We start from the raw sequence: 18,559 nt of genomic DNA on the forward strand, positions 1-18,559 counted from the left end.
ATTTTGCCGGCCTGATCCTCGGTGCAAGGGTGCATCCCGTCAATCCGGCCGGCGGGAGTTCCGGATGGCAGCCGCAGCCGCCCGGAACCTGGCACCTGGCGGCGATCAGGGTTGGATGGCGTGCAGCGGCTGGTAGCCGAAGGTCTGCATCCAGCCGCGCAGCGCGGTCTCGATGCCGTCGAGCTGGGCCGGATACAGCATCCTGCGCCACCGCCCGATCTCGCCGGTGCGCCCGGCATGGTGCCGGTGCCAGTGGCTCGCCAGATCGAACACATCGCCGAACCGGTCGGTAATGGTGGTGGGCTGCGCATCGAGCTGCGCGATGAAGGCTTCGACGGCTGGCCTGCGCGTGGAGAGGAAGATCGCGTCGCGTCGCGGCTCCGACAGCGAGCCACCCATCTGCCGCGCGATCCCGGTCACCGTGGCCGGATCGTCGATGAAGCCGAGCTCGTAATGCAACGTCACCGCCCTCGGGTGCGCCGCCAGCAGCAGGCACGCCTCGGCGGCGTAGCAAACATTGAGCAGGGCCCGGTAGAACGAGAATCCCTGGTAGAGCATCAGCGAGACCACCGCATCGCGCGGGTCGCGCAGGGTGACCAGGATCGCATCCGAGTGCCGCGCGATGGCCGCGACCCCGCGCCTTGCCTGATGCGCCTTGACGATATGGCGCCCTTGTGTCCCGACCAGGCCGACGGTATCGGCCATGTCGAAGACGAAGCGTCCCTGCGGTGGCCGCCCGCCATCGAGGTCGGTCGCGACTGCCAGCGCCACGTTGTACAGCCAGGTCGAGCCACTTGCGAACATGCCCTGGCACCAGAGCACGCTCATCGGGCTCGCACGGCCTCCCGCCATCTGCTTCTTGCCGCGACCAGCGCTCGGGTGTCGCCCAGCGATCGGGTATCGCAGGGTGCCGGCCGCCGCAATCCGGCCGGCTCGGCGCCGGCGCCGAGCAGCAGGCAACGTGCGCCGCCGATCGAGCCCGCACCATCCTCGCCGAGCAGCACCGCGGAGCCGTCGCGCAGGCCGGCGAGCAGTCCCGGAAACAGCGGATTCTCCGCCAGCGGCCCGTCGATGATGACATCACCGCCGGCGCCGAGCAGATCGAGCGCCACGTCGGTCAGCAACGCCACATAGAAGCTCGCAAGAGCGGCCCGCGCTGTTGCGTCCAGGCCGTCCGCGTGCACCAGCTCGCCCACCTGGTCCGGAAACTGGCCGCCGACGGTGAAGCCGGGCAGCACATGAGCGTCCGCCGCCAGCGCCCGTTGCAGCCCGGCCCAGTCCGGCGGCGGGGCCTCCACACCGGCAACCGCGACATATTCGCGCCCGCCCATGAAGCGCGCGGTGCCGACCAGGGCACCGAACGCGTCGACATTGGCGAGCATGTCGCGGTCCTGCCGCAGCGCGCCGCCGGCGATGTTGCTGGCAAGCAGCACCGTCCAGGTTCCCGACGAGATCACGGCGAAGCGGTCCGACCCGGGCCGGTGCATGCGATGGCGCAGGTACGACGCGTTGGAATCGTGGATGCCGCACAGCACGGCGCAGTCCCTCGGCAGGCCGCATCGCGCGGCGATCTCCGGCCGCAACAGACCGAGCGTTTCGCCGGCCCGACGCAGCGGCGCGAACAGCCGGTCCCAACCGGCGTTCGTGGCCAGGTCCGAGAACCGGTGCTGCGCCGGCCACCAGAGATCGGTATGGCAGCCGAGCGATGTCACCTCGCTCGCCATGATGCCGGACAGCAGGAACGCCCAGTACTGCGCGTACGGGACGATGCTGGCGACGCGCTCGAACAGGTCGGGCAGCCGGTGCTGCACATGGTGGATCTGCCGGCCGAGATTGAGGCCCAGCGGCAGCGCCGGCGACAGGCTTTGCGCGAACGGGTCGCGCAACGCATCGTAGGTTTCCGGCTCGCTCGCCAGCACCGGATCCTCGTAATCCGGTGCCAGCACGGCCGCACCCCCGGCCGCGAGCATGACACAGGCGGCGCCGTGCGCGACCGGCGCGATCGCCGCGATACGCTGTCGCTCCGGCAGCGCTGCCAGCGACGACAGCAGCCAGCCGGCGACGCCATCCAGGTCGAGCTGGCGCACCGGACCATCCTGCAGCGCCGCATTCGGCCGGCGCATCGACGCCAGCTCGGCGCCGGTCAGCGGATCGACCAGCACGATCTTGGCGTTGCTCTTGCCGATATCGAGCACGACCAGCAATTGTCCTGGTTGCCAGGGCCGATCGTGCAAGCCGGACATCGGGCCAGGGTTCGGCATCGTCAGTCCAGGTGGAACAGCAGCGGCAGCGGCTCCGTGACCGGCCTGCCGGATGCGTTCGTCTGCATGATATCGGCCATGTGCCGCCACCAGAGCTGCATGCGGAAGGCGATCTTTTCCGACCTGTCGATCATCGACGCCCCCCGGGTCCGAACCGGCGCAACGCCGCCGGCACCGCGACGACGACGATCAGCATGGTTCCGGTGACGACCGACATGACGATGCCGGGCACGTTCAGCAACCCGAGCCCGAAGGTGACCAGTCCCATCAGGATCGCCGCCAGCACCACGCCCGGAATGCTGCCGACGCCGCCCTCGATGGCGACCCCGCCGAGGATCACCATGGTGACGATCTCGAGCTCCCAGCCTTGCGCGATCGACGGCCGCGTCGAGCCGAGCCGCGAGGTGAGCAGCACCGAGGCCAGGCCCGCCGCGGTGCCGACAGCCGCGAACAACCAGAACCGCAGCCGGCCGGTCGCAATGCCCGACATGCGCGATGCCTCGGGATTGCTGCCGGTGGCAATCACCCGGCGCCCGAAGGCGGTTGCGTGCAGCAGCACCGTGGCCACCGCCGCCAGGAGTGCGAACAGCACCAGCTCGAACGAGACCGGGCCTGCCACGGTGCCCTGCCCGAGCCACGCGAACCCCGGCGGGTAGGTTTTCAGCACGCCGTCGCCGAGCACGGCATAGGCGATGCCGCGGAACAAGGTCATGGTGCCGATGGTGGCCACGATCGACGGCACCCGGCCGATCGTCACCAGCGCACCGTTGACGCAGCCGGCAATAAATCCGGTCGCAATACCGCCCGCGACCACCAGAGGCAGCGGCAGGCCGCCCTTTGCCACCAGTCCCATGACGACGGACGCCAGCGCGATGGTGCCGCCCACGGAAATGTCGATCTCGCCTGCCATCACCAGGAAGGCCATCGCCAGCGCCACCACCGCCTTTTCGGCAACGCTGACGGTGACATCCGACAAGGTCCAGGGGTCGAGGAAATACGGCGAGGCGCGGGCATTGATCGCGAAATCGATCAGGATCGCGAGCACCAGCAGGGTCTCCCACCGGAGCAGGGCGCGCCATGGGCGCCTGATGGTTCGCGACAAGGACCGTGCCGACAGGCTGAGATCGCTCATTGTTGCATTTTCAGGCCGGCCGCCGTTCCAGGATGCGCAGCGCCGAGGCCTGCGCGCCGCGCGCATTGATCAGCACGGCGCCGGTGATCACGATGCCGCTCACCGCCATCTGCAAGAATGGCGAGACACCGACGAGCGGCAACGCGTTCTTGATGATGCCGAGGAACAGCGCCCCCAGCACCACGCCGGCGACGCTGCCGACACCGCCGGAGATCGAGACGCCGCCGATCACGCAGGCCGCGATCACCTGCAGCTCGAAGCCGCTGGCGACATCGGTATAGGCGACCGCATAGCGCGACACCCAGAGATAGCCGCACAGGCCGGCAATGGCGCCGGCGATCAGAAAGGCCGCGCCCTGCATGACGCCGACATCGATGCCGGCATAGATCGCGGCCGCCGGATTGTTGCCGGCGGCATAGAGGTTGCGGCCTCGAACGGTCCGGCGCAGGAAAACCGCGACCAGCACGGCGCACATGATCGCGGTCCAGGACAGCATGCTCACGCCGCCCAGCTGCAGACGCACCAGTCCGAGGAAGGCAGGCGACATCTGGTTGCTGTTCACCCACTTGCCGCCCGAGGCCAGATACACCGCACCGCGATAGATCGAGAGCGTGCCGAGCGTCACCACGATCGAGGGGATGCGCAGCAGCCAGACCAGCAGGCCGTTGACCGCCCCGAGCGCTGCTCCCATCAGCACCGAGAGCACCAGCACCGGCACCAGGCCGAGGCCCGGATGATACTGGTTCAGCAGCGCCACCACCATGCCGGTGAAAGCCAGATTGGCCGCGATCGAGAGATCGACGCCGCGTGTCAACAGCACCAGCATCTCGCCCAACGCCAGCAGGATCAGCAACGCGGTGTCGTCGAACAGCCCGGCGAGATTGACCGGCCGCAGGAAGGCCGGGAAGACCGGCGCGATCGCCGCCAGCAGCAGCAGGTCGAGCCCGAGCAGCCCGGCCTCGCGCGTGCGCAGCCACCGCGGTGGCTGCATGCGGGCGATCGCCTCACGCATCGGTTGCCAGCTTCACGATCCGCTCCGGGGTTGCCTCGGCGCGCGCCACGATCGCCTGCACCAGTCCGCGACGCATGACCATGATGCGGTCCGCCATGCCGAGCACTTCCGGCAATTCCGACGACACCATGATGATCGCGACACCCTGCGCCGCCAGTTCGCCCATCAGCCGGTGCACCTGCGCCTTGGCCCCGACATCGATCCCCTTGGTCGGCTCGTCCAGGATCAGCACGCGCGGCGACGTCGCCAGCCACTTCGCGATCACCACCTTCTGCTGGTTGCCGCCGGACAGCTCGTCCACCCGCTGGTCCAGCCCCGACATCTTGACACCGAGCTGATCCGCCAGCGGTCCCGCCCGTTCGCGCTCGCGCCGCCCGCTCAGGAACCCGGCGCGCGTGGTGCATCCGAGCGCGGGCAGCGTGATGTTGTCGCCGATGGCCAGCCGCAGATGCGCGCCCTGCCGCTGCCGGTCCTCGGGAACGAAGCCGATGCCGCGCCTGATCGCCTCGCCCGCCGATCGGATGCTGACCGTCTCGCCATCGAGCACGATGCGGCCGGTCTCGGCCGGCGCGGTGCCGAACAGCGCGTGCATGACCTCCGAGCGACCGGCGCCGATCAAGCCATAGACCCCGAGGATCTCGCCCTGCCGCACGTCGAACGAGACATTCTCGTATTCCTGCCCACGCCCGAGCGCCTCGATGCGCAGCACTTCCCGCCCGATCGCCACCGCCTGCTTGGGAAAAACCTGGTCCACCGGCCGGCCGACCATCAGGGTGATGAGCCGCTCGCTGGTGACACCATCAAGCGAGCCCTGGCCGACGCCGGCGCCGTCGCGGAACACCGCATAGCGGTCGCACAACGCGAACACCTCCTCGAACTTGTGCGAGATGAACAGGATCGCCCTGCCCTCGTCACGCAGCCGCCGGGTGATGGCGAACAACTCCTCCGCCTCGCGATGCGACAGCGACGCGGTCGGCTCGTCCATGATCACGATGCGCGCCTCGTTGGACAAAGCACGAGCGATCTGGACCAAGTGCCGCTGCGCCACCGACAGCCGGCCGAGCACCATGTCCGGCTCGATGCCCGGATCGAGCTCGGCCAGGATCTCGCGCGACCGCCGCAGCATCACGCGCCAGTCCACCAACCCACGCTTCTGCGGCCGGCCGGTGATGAAGATGTTCTCCGCCACTGTCAGCGCATCGAACACCACCGGTTCCTGGAAGATCGCGCTGATCCCGAGACTGCGCGCATGCTCCGCGGACTCGATGGCGACCGGCTTGCCGTCGAGCATGAAGCGGCCAGCATCCGCACGCACGATGCCGGTGATGATCTTCACCAGCGTCGACTTGCCGGCCCCGTTCTCGCCTAGCAGCGCCGTCACCTGACCCGGATAAAGGTCTAGCGCGCCGTTGGTGAGCGCCTTGACGCCGCCATAGGATTTGGCAACGCCATCTAGGCTCAAAATCGGCCGCATCAGCGCAGACCAAGGGCTTTGCCCTTGACCCACTGGGGCCGGGGGCCCCAGACCCCGATTCTTAGACGAATGGATTTCAAAGGCTTGCCTTTGATGGGGTCGAGGGGCAAAGCCCCTCGCCTGTTAAAATAACTTCGCAGCAGCCACGATATCGCTCTTGTCGTAGGTCGTCGGCTTGCCGAGCGTGCCGTTGCCGTCGGCATCGAACGCGATCGGCCCGAGCTTGCCGGCGGGGATGCTGGTGCCGGGACCGCCCTTGCCCGCGACCAGGGCGCTGGCGATCTCGATCACCGCATAGCCGATATCGACCGGATTCCAGATTGCGAAGCTCTTGATGGTGCCGCGCTCGACCGCGCCGGCGCATTCGCTCGGCAGCCCGAGGCCGGTGACGAACACCCGTCCGCTCTTGCCGGCATCGTCCACGGCCTTGGCCGCCGCAGTGATCGCCACCGTCGAGGGGGCGATGATCACCGCGAGGTCGGGATATTTCTGCAGCAGCGCGGTGGCCTCGCGATATGATTTGTCGGAGAGGTCGTCGCCATAGACGATGGTGACGAGATCGAGGCCCGGATGCTTCGGCAGGTCGGACTTCATCGCCGCAATCCAGGAATTCTGGTTGGTCGAGGTCGCGGTCGCCGACAGGATCGCGACCTTGCCGTGGCCGTTGCAGGCATCCGCCGCGAGGTCGAGGCAGGCATCGCCGGCCTGCTGGTCGGTGGCGTCGGCGAGATAGAGGATGCGGCCATCCTTGGCGACGCTGGAATCGTACGACATCACCTTGATGCCGCGCTGCATGGCGCGCTTGCAGGAGGGCACCAGCGCATCGGGATCGTTGGCGGAGATCGCGATCGCATCGACATGCTGGGCGATCAGCGCATTGACCACGTCGATCTGGTTCTCGGCTGCGGTATTGGTCGGCCCGGTGAAGATCACCTCGACCGGACCGCCCCCGGCGGCGGCGATGGCGGAAGCGGCCTGGTCGCCGCCCAGATGCACCGCGTTGAAGAAGCCGTTGCCGAGCGATTTCGCCACGATGGCAATGCGCACCGGCCGTCCGGCGCCCCATGCCGTGCCGCCGGGGAGCAGCAAGCCACCTGTGGCAACCGCGCCCAATGCGGAAATTCCCGCCAACACGTCTCGTCTGTTCATATCCTGACTGCTCCCTGCACGGCCATTCTTTGCGACGGCCTAGTCTCGCACCCTAGATCAGGCAACCTGCCTGGTCACCGTGTCCTCTCCGGCCGCGGCGATGACGACCTCTATCCCGGCGGCGCGGAACGGCTCCAGCTCGTCCGGCTGCGCCTCCCAGTCGGTGATGATGGTGGCAATGCGCGTCAGCGGAATGACGATCATCGACGAGTACTGGCGCAGCTTGCGGCTGTCCGCCAGGACCACGACCCGCTCCGCACTGGCCAGCAGCTTGTTCTGCGACTGCACGATCAGCGGGTCGTTCTCCATCATGCCGAAGCGGTTCAGCCCGTAGCACGAGGTATAGAAGCTGCGGCCCCAGAAATGCTGCGTCACGTCGTCGAACGGGCTCAGCACGATCGACTGCTCGCGATAGATCGCGCCCCCGGGCAGCGTGATGCGGTTGCGGCTGTGGTTGACCAGGTGCGCCGCCAAGGGAAACGAGTTGGTCATGATGTCGAGTTCGCGGTCCTCGAGGAACTCGGCCAGGCAGAAGGTGGTGCTGCCGCCACCGATGATCACGCTCTCGCCGCGATGCATGCGGGCCGCCGCCTCGCGCGCCACCGCGCGCTTCTGCGGCGCCTGCACATCCTGGCTGAACACGAACGGCGTGCCGACCAGGTGCGGTTCGTAGCGCGGCTGCAACGCCTCGACGCCGCCGCGCACGCGGCGCACCTCGCCGCGCTCCGCCATGCCCGCGATGTCGCGACGGATGGTCGCCTCGGAGGCGCCGAGCAACTCGCACAGGTCCGGCACGCCGACCACGGAGCGCTCCTCGGCGGTTCTGAGGATCAGTCGGTGACGCTCACGCTCAAGCACGATAGGGCGACTTCCACTCCCATTGCCGGCAGGTTGCGGGCGGATTTGCATCCCGTCAAGCGTGGATGATTGGTTCCGGTCGGACTTGATCGAAAGTGATCGGCATGGGAGACTGGCTCCCTGATCGCGGGGACCCTCACCATGGACACGGCCACACCCGACATCGCGCTGCTGGAGCATCGCTGGGACGATGCCGTTGCCGCCACGCTGTCGCCCGAGGCGCTGCTGCTCTACCGCTCCAACCTGCTCGGGTCGGACAAGCGCGTCACCAACTATGGCGGCGGCAACACCTCCTCGAAACTGCCGATGACCGATCCGCTGACCGGCGAGACCGTCACCGTGCTGTGGGTGAAGGGCTCCGGCGGCGATATCGGCACCATGCAGCTCGACGGCTTCTCGACGCTCTACATGGACAGGCTGCTGCAGTCGCAGTCGCTGTACAAGGGCCCGGAGCACGAGGACGCGATGGTCGGGCTCTACCCGCACCTCACCTTCAACCTCAATCCGCGTGCGACCTCGATCGACACCCCGCTGCATGGCCTGATCCCCCGCCCGCATGTCGATCATGTGCATCCCGACGCGATCATCGCCATTGCCGCTTCCGCCGACAGCCGACGCCTCACACGGGAGATCTTCGGCGATGCGATCGGCTGGGTATCCTGGCGGCGGCCGGGCTTCGAGCTCGGGATCTGGCTGCGGGACTTCGTGGACGAGAACCCGGATGCCTGCGGCGTGGTGCTGGAAGCGCACGGCCTGTTCACCTGGGGCCAGACCCAGAAGGAATGCTACGAGACGACGATCGACACCATCAACCACGCCATCGCCTGGCTCGCCCGGCAGTCGGCGGGGCGCCCTGCCTTCGGCGGCGAGACGGTCCAGGCCCTCCCGCCGACCGAGCGGCGGGCCGTCGCCGCTGCGATCATGCCGCATATCCGAGGCCTGATCAGTGGCCGCGACCGGACCTCGGCCACTGCCGCCCGGATCGGACATTTCGACGACAGCCCGGCGGTGCTCGAATTCATCTGCTCGCATGCGCTCGCGGAGCTTGCCCCGCTCGGCACCTCGTGCCCGGATCATTTCCTGCGCACCAAGATCGCGCCGCTGGTGATCGTTTTCGACCCCGCCCGCGAGACTGCAGCCGACATCCTGCCGCGGCTGGCACCGGCGATCGCCGCCTACCGCGATAGCTATGCCGCCTACTACCAGCGCTGCCGCCGGCCAACCTCGCCGGCGATGCGCGATCCCAATGCGGTGGTCTATCTCGTCCCCGGCGTCGGCATGATCACCTTTGCCGCCGACAAGGCGACCGCGCGCATCGCCGCCGAATTCTACACCAACGCCATCAACGTCATGCGCGGCGCGTCGGCGGTTTCGCAATATCGCGGCCTGCCGGAGCAGGAAGCCTTCGACATCGAATACTGGCTGCTCGAGGAGGCCAAGCTCGCCCGCATGGGCAAGCCGAAGCCGCTCGCCGGCAAGGTCGCGCTGATCACCGGCGGCGCCGGCGGCATCGGCATGGCCACCGCGCGCCGGCTGGCCGACGAAGGCGCCGCCATCGTGATCTGCGACATCGACCGCGATGTCCTGGCTTCCTGCGAGGCGGAACTCCGACGCAGCCATGGCGGCGATGCGGCGGTCGGTCTCTGGGTGGACGTGACCGACGAGGCGGCGGTGGCGGCGCTCCATGCCGACGCGGCCCTCGCCTTCGGTGGCATCGATATCTGCGTCTCCAATGCCGGCATCGCCTCGGCCGCCGCCATCGAGGACACCAGCCTGGCGTTGTGGAACCGCAACATGTCGATCCTCGCGACCGGCTACTTCCTGGTCACCCGCGAGGCGTTCCGGCTGCTGAAGGCGCAGGGCACCGGCGGCTCGATCGTCCTGGTCGCCTCCAAGAACGCGATGGTGGCGTCTCCCGGCGCCGCGGCCTATTGCGTGGCCAAGGCCTCCGAAGTGCATCTCTCGCGCTGCCTGGCCTTGGAAGGGGCGCCGCACGGCATACGCTCCAATGTGGTCAACCCCGATGCGGTACTGCGCGGCTCGCGTATCTGGCAGGGGGAATGGGGCGACCAGCGCGCCGCGTCGAACCGCACCACCCGCGAGGATCTGGAACAGGTCTATATCGAGCGCTCGATGCTCAAGCGCGGCGTCTATCCGGAGGACATCGCGGAGGGCATCGCCTTCTTCGCCAGCGACACCCGCTCCGGCAAATCCACCGGCAACATTCTGAACGTTGATGCAGGCCACGCGCCGGCTTTCACGCGGTGAGCAGGAGGGCTCCATGAACCAGATCAGCCACATCCGCCCGGCGGATGGCAGCTTCCGCGCCGAGCTGAATCGTGCGCTCGAGGCCGAGACCGTGCGCGACTACGAGTATCTGGGGGGCAAGCTGGCCGGGCGCGGCGTCGATATCGAGCAGGTGACGGCGCAGGTGGCAGCCTTCGCGGTGGCGGTGCCGTCCTGGGGCACCGGCACCGGGGGCACCCGCTTCGCGCGCTTCCCCGGCGAGGGCGAGCCGGCCAGCGTGTTCGACCGCCTCGAGGATTGCGCCGTGATCAACAGCCTGACCGGTGCCACGCCCACCATCTCGCCGCATTTTCCGTGGGACGAGGTGCCGGACTTCGCGGCGCTGCGCGCGCACGCCGAGGCGCTCGGCCTGGGATTCGATGCGGTGAACTCGAACACCTTCCAGGATCATCCGACGCACGCGGCACACCCGCTCTCGTACAAGTTCGGCTCGCTGTCGCACACCGATCCGGCCGTACGCGCGCAGGCGATCGCGCACAACATCGCGGCCGTCCGCGCCGGCGAGGCGCTCGGCTCGAAGGCGCTCACCATCTGGATCGGCGACGGCTCCAACTTCCCGGGCCAGTCGCATCTCGGCCGCACCTTCGAGCGCTACATCGACAGCGTGCAGCAGGTCGCGAGCGCCTTGCCCGCGGACTGGACGCTGTTCCTGGAGCACAAGATCTACGAGCCGGCGTTCTATGCGACGGTGATCCAGGATTGGGGTTCGTCGCTGCTGGCGGCGCAGGCGGTCGGCCCGCAGGCGCGTTGCCTGGTCGATCTCGGCCATCACGCCCCGAACGTGAACATCGAGATGATCGTCTCGCGCCTGATCCACGCCGGCAAGCTGGCAGGCTTTCACTTCAACGACTCCAAATACGGCGACGACGATCTCGATGCCGGCGCCATCGACCCGCACCGCTTGTTCCTGGTCTTCAACGAGCTGGTGGACGCCCAGTGCTGCGGCAGGCTGGACCCGGCACCGGCCTACATGATCGACCAGTCGCACAACGTCACCGACCCGGTCGAGAGCCTGATCTCGTCGGCGATCGAGATCCAGCGCGCCTACGCCATGGCGCTGCTGGTCGACCGCGTCGCCCTGTCGGAGTACCAGGACGGCAACGACGCGATGCTGGCTAACCAGCAGCTCAAGCGCGCCTTCACCACCGATGTCGGCCCGATCCTGGCCACCGCGCGTTTCCGCAAGGGTGCGGCGATCGACCCGCTGGCCGCGTATCGCGCCAGCAACTACCGGCGCACGTGTGCCGAACGCCGCCCGAAGCGCGCGGCGGGTGGCGGCGGCATCGTCTGAGGCGTTCGCGGCGCCGGTTCGCGGTCCGAACCACCGGCCACTGCCCTCGTCACGTGACCGGGCGGCGCGCCTGGTATTGCTCCTGCCGCCATTCCCCGCCCTGCAGCACGCGGCGCAGCACCGCCACGGCACGCCAGAGATCGGCGTGGCGCAGGGTGAGCGGCGTGATGCCGAAGCGCAGAATATCCGGGCTGCGGAAATCCCCGATGACCCCGTTCGCCACCAGGGCCTGCATCACGGGCCAGGCGTGCGGATGCCGCAACGAGACCTGGCTGCCACGCCGGGCGGGATCGCGGGGCGTGACCAGTTCGAGTTCGAGGTCCGGGCATTCCTGCGCCACCAGATCCATCAGCAGCCCGGACTGCAGCAGCGACTTGGCCCGCACCGCAGGCATGGGGGCGCGGGAGGCGATCCCCACGCCCACCTGCAGCGCCGCCATGCCAAGGATCGACGGGGTTCCGACGGCGGCCCGGCCGATACCGGCTGCAGGGCGGAAGCCCTCGTCAAAACCGAACGGGTCGGCATGGCCGAGCCAGCCGGTGAGCGGATACCGCATCTCGGCCTGCAGCCGGGGCGCCACATGCAGGAAAGCCGGTGCTCCCGGGCCACCATTGAGGAACTTGTAGCCGCAGCCGACCGCGAAATCGACATCCGCCGCGGCCAGGTCGACCGGCACCGCGCCGGCCGAATGCGCGAGGTCCCACAGCACCAGCGTACCGGTCCGGTGCGCCGCCGCGGTGAGCGCCGCCATGTCGTGCATGGCGCCGGTGCGATAGTTCACGTGGGTCAGCATCAGCACCGCCACGTCCGGCCCGAGGGCCGACACCAGCGCATCAGGCGCGCAGCGTCGCACGACATGCCGGGCGCCGAGATGCTGCACCAGCCCCTCGGCGACATAGAGGTCGGTGGGGAAATTGCCTGTCTCGGTCAGGATCACGGTGCGGCCGGGCCGCAGGGTGAGTGCCGCCGCCAGCAACTTGAACAGGTTCACCGAGGTGGAGTCCGCCACCAGCACGCTGTCTGGCGGCGCGCCGAGCAGGCTGCCGATCTCGTCCCCCAGGCGCCCCGGGAGGTCGATCCAGCCGGCGTCGTTCCAGGACCGTATGAGCCCGCCGCCCCACTCCTGCTCCACCACCGCGGCGATCCGGGCAGCGGTCGCGCACGGCAGCGGGCCCAGCGAGTTGCCGTCCAGATAGACCACGCCCTCCGGCAGCCGGAACTCCGCGCGGAAGGCTGCCAGCGGGTCGGCTTCATCCAAGGCTTGCAGTCGCGCCAGGGTCAATGTCATGCGGCCTCCATGGCGGGCGCGATGCAGGCGCCGGTCTGCCGTCATTTAACCGTCGAGACCTGAGGCTTGCGGCATGCGTGGCAGCCGAGGCGGTGCGTCAGGCCTCGTGGGCCGCAATACCCAGGAGACGGTGGTGGCCTGCGACATGCTGGCCGACGGCGGCGTCCGACATCGGGCGCCCGAACAGATAGCCCTGGATCAAATGGCATCCGAGCGCCCTCAGGATACGCAGCTGCGCCTGCGTCTCGACGCCCTCCGCCACGCAGTCGAGCCCGAGGTTGCGGCACATGTCGGCGATCGTCCTGACGATGCCGCGCGATGCCGGGCTGGTCTCGACATCGACGATGAAGCTGCGATCGATCTTGATCTTGTCTGGCTTGAGGCGGTGCACGTGGCTCAGGCTGGAGAAGCCGGTGCCGAAATCATCTAGTGCGATGCGGGCGCCGAGGCTGCGCAACGTCTGCAGCGCCTGCGCGGCTTGCTCGAAATCGCGCATCACCGCGGTCTCGGTCACCTCGAACTCGATGCGGCTCGCGGCAATGCGGCTTTCGCCGATGATCCGTCGCACGGCCGCCATCGTTGCCGGCGAGCCGAGATCCAGCGCCGACAGGTTGAAGCAGACGCACAGCGGCGCCGGCCACGCGGCGGCAGCCTGCAACGCCTTTGCAAGCAGGATTTCGGTCAGCCGGCCGATCTGCTGGGCCTGCTCGGCGATCGGGATGAAGACCTGCGGGCCGACGATGCCCAGCGTCGGGCTGCGCCACCGCGCCAGCGCCTCGAAGCCGATCGTGCGCTGCGATCGCACGTCGTGGATCGGCTGGAACGCGAGCCACATCTCGTCGCCGAGGTTGGCATGCCGGAGCGCCTGCTCGATCCGGCTGTTCTCGCGGATGCGGGTCTCGTGCTCGTGCGAGAAGATCACCGCGCCGCCGCACCGCGTCTGCTTGGAGTTGTAGAGCGCATAGTCGGCCCGCTCGAAGAGCTGTTGCGCCGTCATGCCGCCATCCGGATACGAGACCAGGCCGGCGGAGCCGGAGACCTCGGCCATGATGTCGGGGGAAAGATATGGCCCCTGCAGCAGCCCGCAGAGCCGCTCGCCGAAGGCCATGATGTCGGCCTCGGTCGGGTTGCCCAGCAGGATGGTGCCGAACTCGTCGCCGCCGAGACGCGCCATCAGGACGCAGGAGCCCGCGATGCTCCGCAGCCGCTGGCCGACCTCCGCCAGCAGCTGATCGCCCCTGGCGTGCCCGTGGACGTCGTTGACGGCCTTGAAGCCGTCGAGGTCGAACAGGGCGACCGCGAAGCGGGTCCCCGTCCGCTCCGCCTGGGCCAGAACCCGATCGAGATCCGCCAGGAAGCGGCGGCGGTTCGGCAGGCCGGTCAGGCTGTCGAGGTTGGCGAGGATGAAGTTGTCGTCGCTCAGGCGCTCGGTCTCGGCCTGACGTACCAGCAGGGCGCGTTGCGACATGATCAGGGCTGTGAAGTCCGCGTAGTTCCGGAGCAGCATGAAGACCATTCCCGCCGTGACCAGCAGCAGATTGATGGCCATCGCCATGAAGACGGGATTGCCGGTCAGGCCGAAGAATATCACATACGGGATGATCACCACCGCCGTCAGCAGCAGGGCGGCGTTGCGCACGTGCATCAGGCAGAAGATGCAGCTTATGACGGTGATCGCCATGTAGAACGCGACATGGAACTGGGCATAGGAATCCCCGTAGGGGAACAGGCTGAGCGACCATCCGGTGAAGACAGCTCCGAGCACTGCCGTCAGCCAGACGGTGCCGCGTAGCTGCCTGAGCGCCTGGCCTTCACTGACGCCGTCGATGGACCGCAGCAGCCAGACCACGATCCTTCCCACGCATCCGGCGCAGGCGATGGACGGTATGATGACGGTGAGCAGGATCGGCGCGCAGCGCAGATGGGTCGCGGCGAGCAGCGCGGTGTTGGCGATCAGGATGCCGTACAGAACGGGGAGCTGCTTGGAGAGCGCCTTGAGCTGCGATCGCGCCAGGCTGGGATCGCCGCTCGGACGTGCCGGCGGCGTCCGGAGCGCGTCGATCCGCCGGGTGGGAACGAAACCGTGCGTCATGCTCATTTCCGGTTGCTGGCTGGCATGGAGGCGGCGAAGGCTCAGGCGGCGTCGGCGACCCCCTTTGCCCTACTCCCGGCGCGTGCCGGCTCGAGGGTCCGCATGCAGTCCACCGTAGGCGGCTGTGCTTAAAGCCGGGTTAACGAGCTGATCCGTGCCACCGGCGTGAGTAGTTTCCGAGGCTTGGCGGGATGTCGCGGCGCCCGCATCCTCGCCTGCCTGGATGATCGGGCGAACAGCCCGTTGCTGATCGCGGCGACGGGATGGCCGCGCGGCGGTGGCCCCGTCGCCACCGGCGCTCCGGAACGGCCGCATCCCGGCATCGGCCGCAAGAAGGATCGACCCATATGACATTCCGTCCGCTGCACGACCGCGTCGTGGTCCGCCGGATCACCGCCCTGGAGAAGACCGCCGGCGGCATCATCATTCCCGACACTGTCAAGGAGAAGCCGGTCGAAGGCGAGATCGTCGCCGCCGGCCCCGGGGCCCGCAACGAGGCCGGCGCCATCGTGGCGCTCGACGTGACAGTCGGCGATCGCGTGCTGTTCGGAAAATGGTCGGGCACCGAGGTCAAGATCGACGGCGAGGACCTGCTGATCATGAAGGAGAGCGACCTGCTCGGCGTCATCGAGGGGCCGCACGCCCTCGCCAAGGTCGCCTGAACCGACAGGAGCAGCGGACAAGGCTGCCAGTGGTCCGATCCTGACGCTCACGACCCGAGCGGCAGGTTCAATCGGCCCACCAAACCAAAGGCTAGTGGTAAAATCCGACGACTCTTCCGTCAGATTATTACCACTAGATCTGACGACAAGCTTAGCCTGATCGATCCGATCGGGCTCCAAAGGAATGAGAAGTTATGGCAGCCAAGGACGTACGCTTCGGCGACGACGCACGCAGCCGCATGTTGCGCGGTGTGGATATTCTGGCCGACGCGGTGAAGGTGACACTGGGACCCAAGGGCCGCAACGTGGTCATCGACAAGAGCTACGGCGCACCGCGCATTACCAAGGACGGCGTCACCGTCGCCAAGGAGATCGAGCTCTCCGACAAGTTCGAGAACATGGGCGCGCAGATGGTGCGCGAGGTCGCAAGCAAGACCAACGACGTCGCCGGTGACGGCACCACGTCCGCGATCGTGCTGGCGCAGGCGATCGTACGCGAGGGCGGCAAGGCAGTCGCCGCCGGCATGGCGCCGATGGACCTCAAGCGCGGCGTCGACAAGGCGGTGGCCGCCCTGGTCGAGGAACTCGCCCTGCGCACCAGGAAGATCACCACCGAGGCGGAGACCGCGCAGGTCGGCACCATATCGGCCAATGGCGAGGCCGATATCGGTCGCATGATCGCGCAGGCGATGCAGAAGGTCGGCAACGAGGGCGTGATCACCGTCGAGGAAGCCAAGGGCATGGAGACCGAGCTCGAGGTCGTCGAGGGCATGCAGTTCGACCGCGGCTATCTGAGCCCGTATTTCATCACCAACGCTGAGAAGATGACGGTCGATCTCGACAACCCGTACATCCTGATCCACGAAAAGAAGCTGGCCGGCCTGCAGTCGCTGCTGCCGCTGCTCGAAGCCGTGGTGCAGTCCGGGCGTCCGCTGCTGATCATCGCCGAGGATGTCGAGGGCGAGGCCCTGGCGACGCTCGTCGTCAACAAGCTGCGCGGCGGCCTGAAGGTCGCCGCCGTCAAGGCGCCCGGCTTCGGCGACCGCCGTAAGGCGATGCTGGAGGATCTGGCGATCCTGACCGGCGGCCAGGTGATTTCCGAGGATCTCGGCATCAAGCTCGAAAGCGTGACACTCGACATGCTGGGCCGGGCCAAGCGCGTGCTGATCGAGAAGGAGAACACCACCGTCATCGAAGGCGCCGGCGCCACCGACCAGATCAAGGGGCGCTGCGAGCAGATACGCGCGCAGGTCGAGGAGACCACCTCGGACTACGATCGCGAGAAGCTGCAGGAGCGGCTGGCAAAGCTTGCCGGCGGTGTCGCGGTGATACGGGTCGGCGGCTCGACCGAGGTCGAGGTCAAGGAGCGCAAGGACCGTGTCGATGACGCGCTGCATGCCACGCGCGCGGCCGTCGAGGAAGGCATCGTGCCTGGCGGCGGCGTGGCCCTGGCCCGGGCGAGCGCGATCCTGGCCAGCCTGAAGGCGGACAATGAGGACCAGAGGGTCGGCATCGAGATCGTACGCAAGGCCGTGCAGGCGCCGCTGCGGCAGATCGCGGCCAATGCCGGCGAGGACGGCGCGGTGATCGGCGGCAAGATCCTCGAAAATACCGACTACGGCTACGGCTACGACGCGCAGACCGGGATCTTCAAGGACATGATCGCGGCCGGTATCATCGATCCGACCAAGGTCGTGCGGGTCGCGTTGCAGAACGCGGCGTCGGTGGCCGGCCTGCTCATCACCACCGAAGCGATGGTGGCCGAGCGTCCGGAGAAGCGGGCGCCGTCGGCACCTCCGGGCGGCGGCATGGGCGACATGGATTACTGACGTCGATTTGCCTTAGAGAGCCCCGCCGACGCCTTGCAGCCCCGGCTGCAAGGCGCTTGCCGGGCTCTCTGCATCCGCCGGGGCTCCGGCGTCGTAAATCCTGTGTTCAGGCAGGATATTGCGGTGACGAGAGCCCTGAAACGCGGCCGCCGGGCCGCTATATTATTGGGAGCCGTGCCGGCGCCCGGACTGTATTCCGCGCAAGCCTTCGCGCACGTGAAATGGTTCTGCACCAATGTCGATGTCAGCAGCCCGCCGCTGGGTCTGCGCGATGTCGTGTCGCCGTTCTTCCTGCAGATCTGCTTGGGCTTCCTGATTCTCGTGGCGGCGGGCGTCTATGTCGATTGCTGGATCGCGCGACTGTGGCCACGCTCGCTCTCGGCGGGCACCAGGCTGCAATGGGCCGAGGACCTGCTCGTGCGCGGCGGGATCGCGATGTATTGCGTGTTCCTGTGGAACCGCACGGCGGTTGTCCCCTGGGGGCACGCGGGCGCGATCCTGACGCCGGAACTTCTCGATCACGACCGCCTCGTCGGCGGCTTGCAGATCGCGGTCGCCGTGCTGGTGCTGTGGCGTCGGACGTGCCCGGCCGCTGCGGCGCTGGTGGCACTCCTGTTCGGTTACGGAGTGGCGCGCTACGGCATATTCCACATGACGGACTATGTCTATTTCATCGGCTTCATCGTCTATCTGGCACTCACCGCGGCCTCCAGCCGGCTCAGGGCAGTACGACTCCCGGTGCTTGGCGCCACTCTCGGCTTCAGCCTGATGTGGACCGCGGTGGAGAAATTCCTCTATCCGCAATGGACCGCCCAGATCCTGCTGGAGCATCCGGATATTACCGCCGGGCTGCCGGTCGCGAGCGTGATCGTGATCGCCGGCTTCGTGGAGTTCAGCCTCGCCTTCTATCTCGTGACCGGGCGCGGCCTGCTGCGGATCGGCGCACTCGCCTTTATGGCGGTGTTCGTCAGCGCCATCCCGGAGTTCGGCCGCCTCGACAGCGTCGGGCATGTGCCGATCATCGCGATCCTGCTGGCGATCTTCCTGCGCGGGTCGTCACCGATGCACGATGCCCTGCGGCTGCGTCATGGTGGCCCCGCGGCCAACACGCTGGCGATCTGCAGCCTGTACCTGGTCACCCTGTCGGTCATGATCGTCATGTACTACACGATGCAGCTCACCGCCGTCCGAACCTGAGCCGGTC

The 18,559-nt window shown here is 67.9% G+C and carries 16 protein-coding genes; 6 read left to right on the top strand and 10 right to left on the bottom strand.

Annotated elements, in window-relative coordinates; all coding sequences use genetic code 11:
- Nucleotides 1–105: 105 nt before the first annotated feature.
- The 8 genes from ACQY4O_RS12800 to ACQY4O_RS12835 all read right to left on the bottom strand — a co-directional run bounded on the left by ACQY4O_RS12800 (nucleotide 106) and on the right by ACQY4O_RS12835 (nucleotide 7,937).
- Entirely contained in the window at nucleotides 106–852 is a 747-nt protein-coding gene (locus ACQY4O_RS12800; protein WP_428376746.1) for a hypothetical protein, read from the bottom strand.
- Nucleotides 825–2,243 carry a hypothetical protein gene (locus ACQY4O_RS12805; RefSeq protein WP_428376747.1) on the bottom strand — a complete coding sequence of 473 codons (1,419 nt, stop codon included), beginning with the start codon at nucleotides 2,241–2,243 and terminating at the stop codon, nucleotides 825–827. Before ACQY4O_RS12805 ends, ACQY4O_RS12800 begins: the two co-directional genes overlap by 28 nt.
- 20 nt (nucleotides 2,244–2,263) lie before the next feature.
- On the bottom strand, nucleotides 2,264–2,395 hold the full coding sequence (locus ACQY4O_RS12810) for a hypothetical protein (RefSeq protein WP_428376748.1): 132 nt from the start codon (nucleotides 2,393–2,395) through the stop codon (nucleotides 2,264–2,266).
- Nucleotides 2,392–3,393, bottom strand: coding sequence for an ABC transporter permease (locus ACQY4O_RS12815; RefSeq protein WP_428376749.1), 1,002 nt, complete (start codon nucleotides 3,391–3,393; stop codon nucleotides 2,392–2,394). Before ACQY4O_RS12815 ends, ACQY4O_RS12810 begins: the two co-directional genes overlap by 4 nt.
- A 10-nt stretch (nucleotides 3,394–3,403) precedes the next feature.
- Entirely contained in the window at nucleotides 3,404–4,405 is a 1,002-nt protein-coding gene (locus tag ACQY4O_RS12820) for an ABC transporter permease (RefSeq protein ID WP_428376750.1), read from the bottom strand.
- Nucleotides 4,398–5,867 (bottom strand): sugar ABC transporter ATP-binding protein, encoded by a 1,470-nt coding sequence (locus ACQY4O_RS12825; protein ID WP_428376751.1) that lies wholly within the window; start codon nucleotides 5,865–5,867, stop codon nucleotides 4,398–4,400. Before ACQY4O_RS12825 ends, ACQY4O_RS12820 begins: the two co-directional genes overlap by 8 nt.
- Nucleotides 5,868–6,002: 135 nt before the next feature.
- Complete coding sequence (gene rhaS / locus ACQY4O_RS12830) at nucleotides 6,003–7,028, bottom strand: rhamnose ABC transporter substrate-binding protein (protein ID WP_428376752.1); 1,026 nt, start codon at nucleotides 7,026–7,028, stop codon at nucleotides 6,003–6,005.
- A gap of 57 nt (nucleotides 7,029–7,085) precedes the next feature.
- Nucleotides 7,086–7,937, bottom strand: coding sequence for a DeoR/GlpR family DNA-binding transcription regulator (locus tag ACQY4O_RS12835; RefSeq protein ID WP_428376753.1), 852 nt, complete (start codon nucleotides 7,935–7,937; stop codon nucleotides 7,086–7,088).
- 90 nt (nucleotides 7,938–8,027) lie between these two features.
- Between ACQY4O_RS12835 and ACQY4O_RS12840 the strand changes: the two genes are divergently transcribed.
- Together ACQY4O_RS12840 and rhaI are read left to right on the top strand one after the other, a co-directional pair.
- Nucleotides 8,028–10,154 (top strand): bifunctional rhamnulose-1-phosphate aldolase/short-chain dehydrogenase, encoded by a 2,127-nt coding sequence (locus tag ACQY4O_RS12840; protein WP_428376754.1) that lies wholly within the window; start codon nucleotides 8,028–8,030, stop codon nucleotides 10,152–10,154.
- A gap of 13 nt (nucleotides 10,155–10,167) precedes the next feature.
- On the top strand, nucleotides 10,168–11,484 hold the full coding sequence (gene rhaI / locus ACQY4O_RS12845; protein WP_428376755.1) for an L-rhamnose catabolism isomerase: 1,317 nt from the start codon (nucleotides 10,168–10,170) through the stop codon (nucleotides 11,482–11,484).
- Between the two features lie 49 nt (nucleotides 11,485–11,533).
- Here rhaI and kynU read toward each other — a convergent pair whose 3' ends face one another.
- Both kynU and ACQY4O_RS12855 read right to left on the bottom strand, forming a co-directional pair.
- The gene (gene kynU / locus ACQY4O_RS12850; RefSeq protein ID WP_428376756.1) at nucleotides 11,534–12,772 is read right to left on the bottom strand and encodes a kynureninase; all 1,239 of its coding nucleotides are present in this window, start codon (nucleotides 12,770–12,772) and stop codon (nucleotides 11,534–11,536) included.
- 97 nt (nucleotides 12,773–12,869) lie between these two features.
- The gene (locus ACQY4O_RS12855; RefSeq protein ID WP_428376757.1) at nucleotides 12,870–14,864 is read right to left on the bottom strand and encodes a putative bifunctional diguanylate cyclase/phosphodiesterase; all 1,995 of its coding nucleotides are present in this window, start codon (nucleotides 14,862–14,864) and stop codon (nucleotides 12,870–12,872) included.
- A 183-nt stretch (nucleotides 14,865–15,047) separates the two neighbouring features.
- Between ACQY4O_RS12855 and ACQY4O_RS12860 the strand changes: the two genes are divergently transcribed.
- The 4 genes from ACQY4O_RS12860 (at nucleotide 15,048) to ACQY4O_RS12875 (ending at nucleotide 18,552) form a co-directional block, all read left to right on the top strand.
- Entirely contained in the window at nucleotides 15,048–15,215 is a 168-nt protein-coding gene (locus ACQY4O_RS12860) for a hypothetical protein (RefSeq protein WP_428376758.1), read from the top strand.
- Nucleotides 15,212–15,526, top strand: a complete 315-nt coding sequence (locus ACQY4O_RS12865) for a co-chaperone GroES (protein WP_428376759.1) — start codon at nucleotides 15,212–15,214, stop codon at nucleotides 15,524–15,526. The genes ACQY4O_RS12860 and ACQY4O_RS12865 overlap by 4 nt, the downstream gene beginning before the upstream one ends.
- A gap of 194 nt (nucleotides 15,527–15,720) precedes the next feature.
- Nucleotides 15,721–17,355 (top strand): chaperonin GroEL, encoded by a 1,635-nt coding sequence (gene groL, locus ACQY4O_RS12870; RefSeq protein WP_428376760.1) that lies wholly within the window; start codon nucleotides 15,721–15,723, stop codon nucleotides 17,353–17,355.
- A 123-nt stretch (nucleotides 17,356–17,478) separates the two neighbouring features.
- Nucleotides 17,479–18,552, top strand: coding sequence for a hypothetical protein (locus ACQY4O_RS12875; protein ID WP_428376761.1), 1,074 nt, complete (start codon nucleotides 17,479–17,481; stop codon nucleotides 18,550–18,552).
- Nucleotides 18,553–18,559 lie beyond the last annotated feature (7 nt).

This window comes from Lichenicoccus sp., from assembly GCF_965277665.1.
In the GTDB taxonomy this organism is placed as follows: Bacteria; Pseudomonadota; Alphaproteobacteria; order Acetobacterales; family Acetobacteraceae; genus Lichenicoccus.

Bases quoted from the DNA above. Each gene is read 5' to 3' on its own strand.
- ACQY4O_RS12800 (WP_428376746.1), bottom strand. From the start codon at position 852: ATGGCGGGAGGCCGTGCGAGCCCGATGAGCGTGCTCTGGTGCCAGGGC.
- ACQY4O_RS12805 (WP_428376747.1), bottom strand. From the start codon at position 2,243: ATGTCCGGCTTGCACGATCGGCCCTGGCAACCAGGACAATTGCTGGTC.
- ACQY4O_RS12810 (WP_428376748.1), bottom strand. From the start codon at position 2,395: ATGATCGACAGGTCGGAAAAGATCGCCTTCCGCATGCAGCTCTGGTGG.
- ACQY4O_RS12815 (WP_428376749.1), bottom strand. From the start codon at position 3,393: ATGAGCGATCTCAGCCTGTCGGCACGGTCCTTGTCGCGAACCATCAGG.
- ACQY4O_RS12820 (WP_428376750.1), bottom strand. From the start codon at position 4,405: ATGCGTGAGGCGATCGCCCGCATGCAGCCACCGCGGTGGCTGCGCACG.
- rhaS (WP_428376752.1), bottom strand. From the start codon at position 7,028: ATGAACAGACGAGACGTGTTGGCGGGAATTTCCGCATTGGGCGCGGTT.
- ACQY4O_RS12835 (WP_428376753.1), bottom strand. From the start codon at position 7,937: ATGCAAATCCGCCCGCAACCTGCCGGCAATGGGAGTGGAAGTCGCCCT.
- ACQY4O_RS12840 (WP_428376754.1), top strand. From the start codon at position 8,028: ATGGACACGGCCACACCCGACATCGCGCTGCTGGAGCATCGCTGGGAC.
- rhaI (WP_428376755.1), top strand. From the start codon at position 10,168: ATGAACCAGATCAGCCACATCCGCCCGGCGGATGGCAGCTTCCGCGCC.
- kynU (WP_428376756.1), bottom strand. From the start codon at position 12,772: ATGACATTGACCCTGGCGCGACTGCAAGCCTTGGATGAAGCCGACCCG.
- ACQY4O_RS12855 (WP_428376757.1), bottom strand. From the start codon at position 14,864: ATGACGCACGGTTTCGTTCCCACCCGGCGGATCGACGCGCTCCGGACG.
- ACQY4O_RS12865 (WP_428376759.1), top strand. From the start codon at position 15,212: ATGACATTCCGTCCGCTGCACGACCGCGTCGTGGTCCGCCGGATCACC.
- groL (WP_428376760.1), top strand. From the start codon at position 15,721: ATGGCAGCCAAGGACGTACGCTTCGGCGACGACGCACGCAGCCGCATG.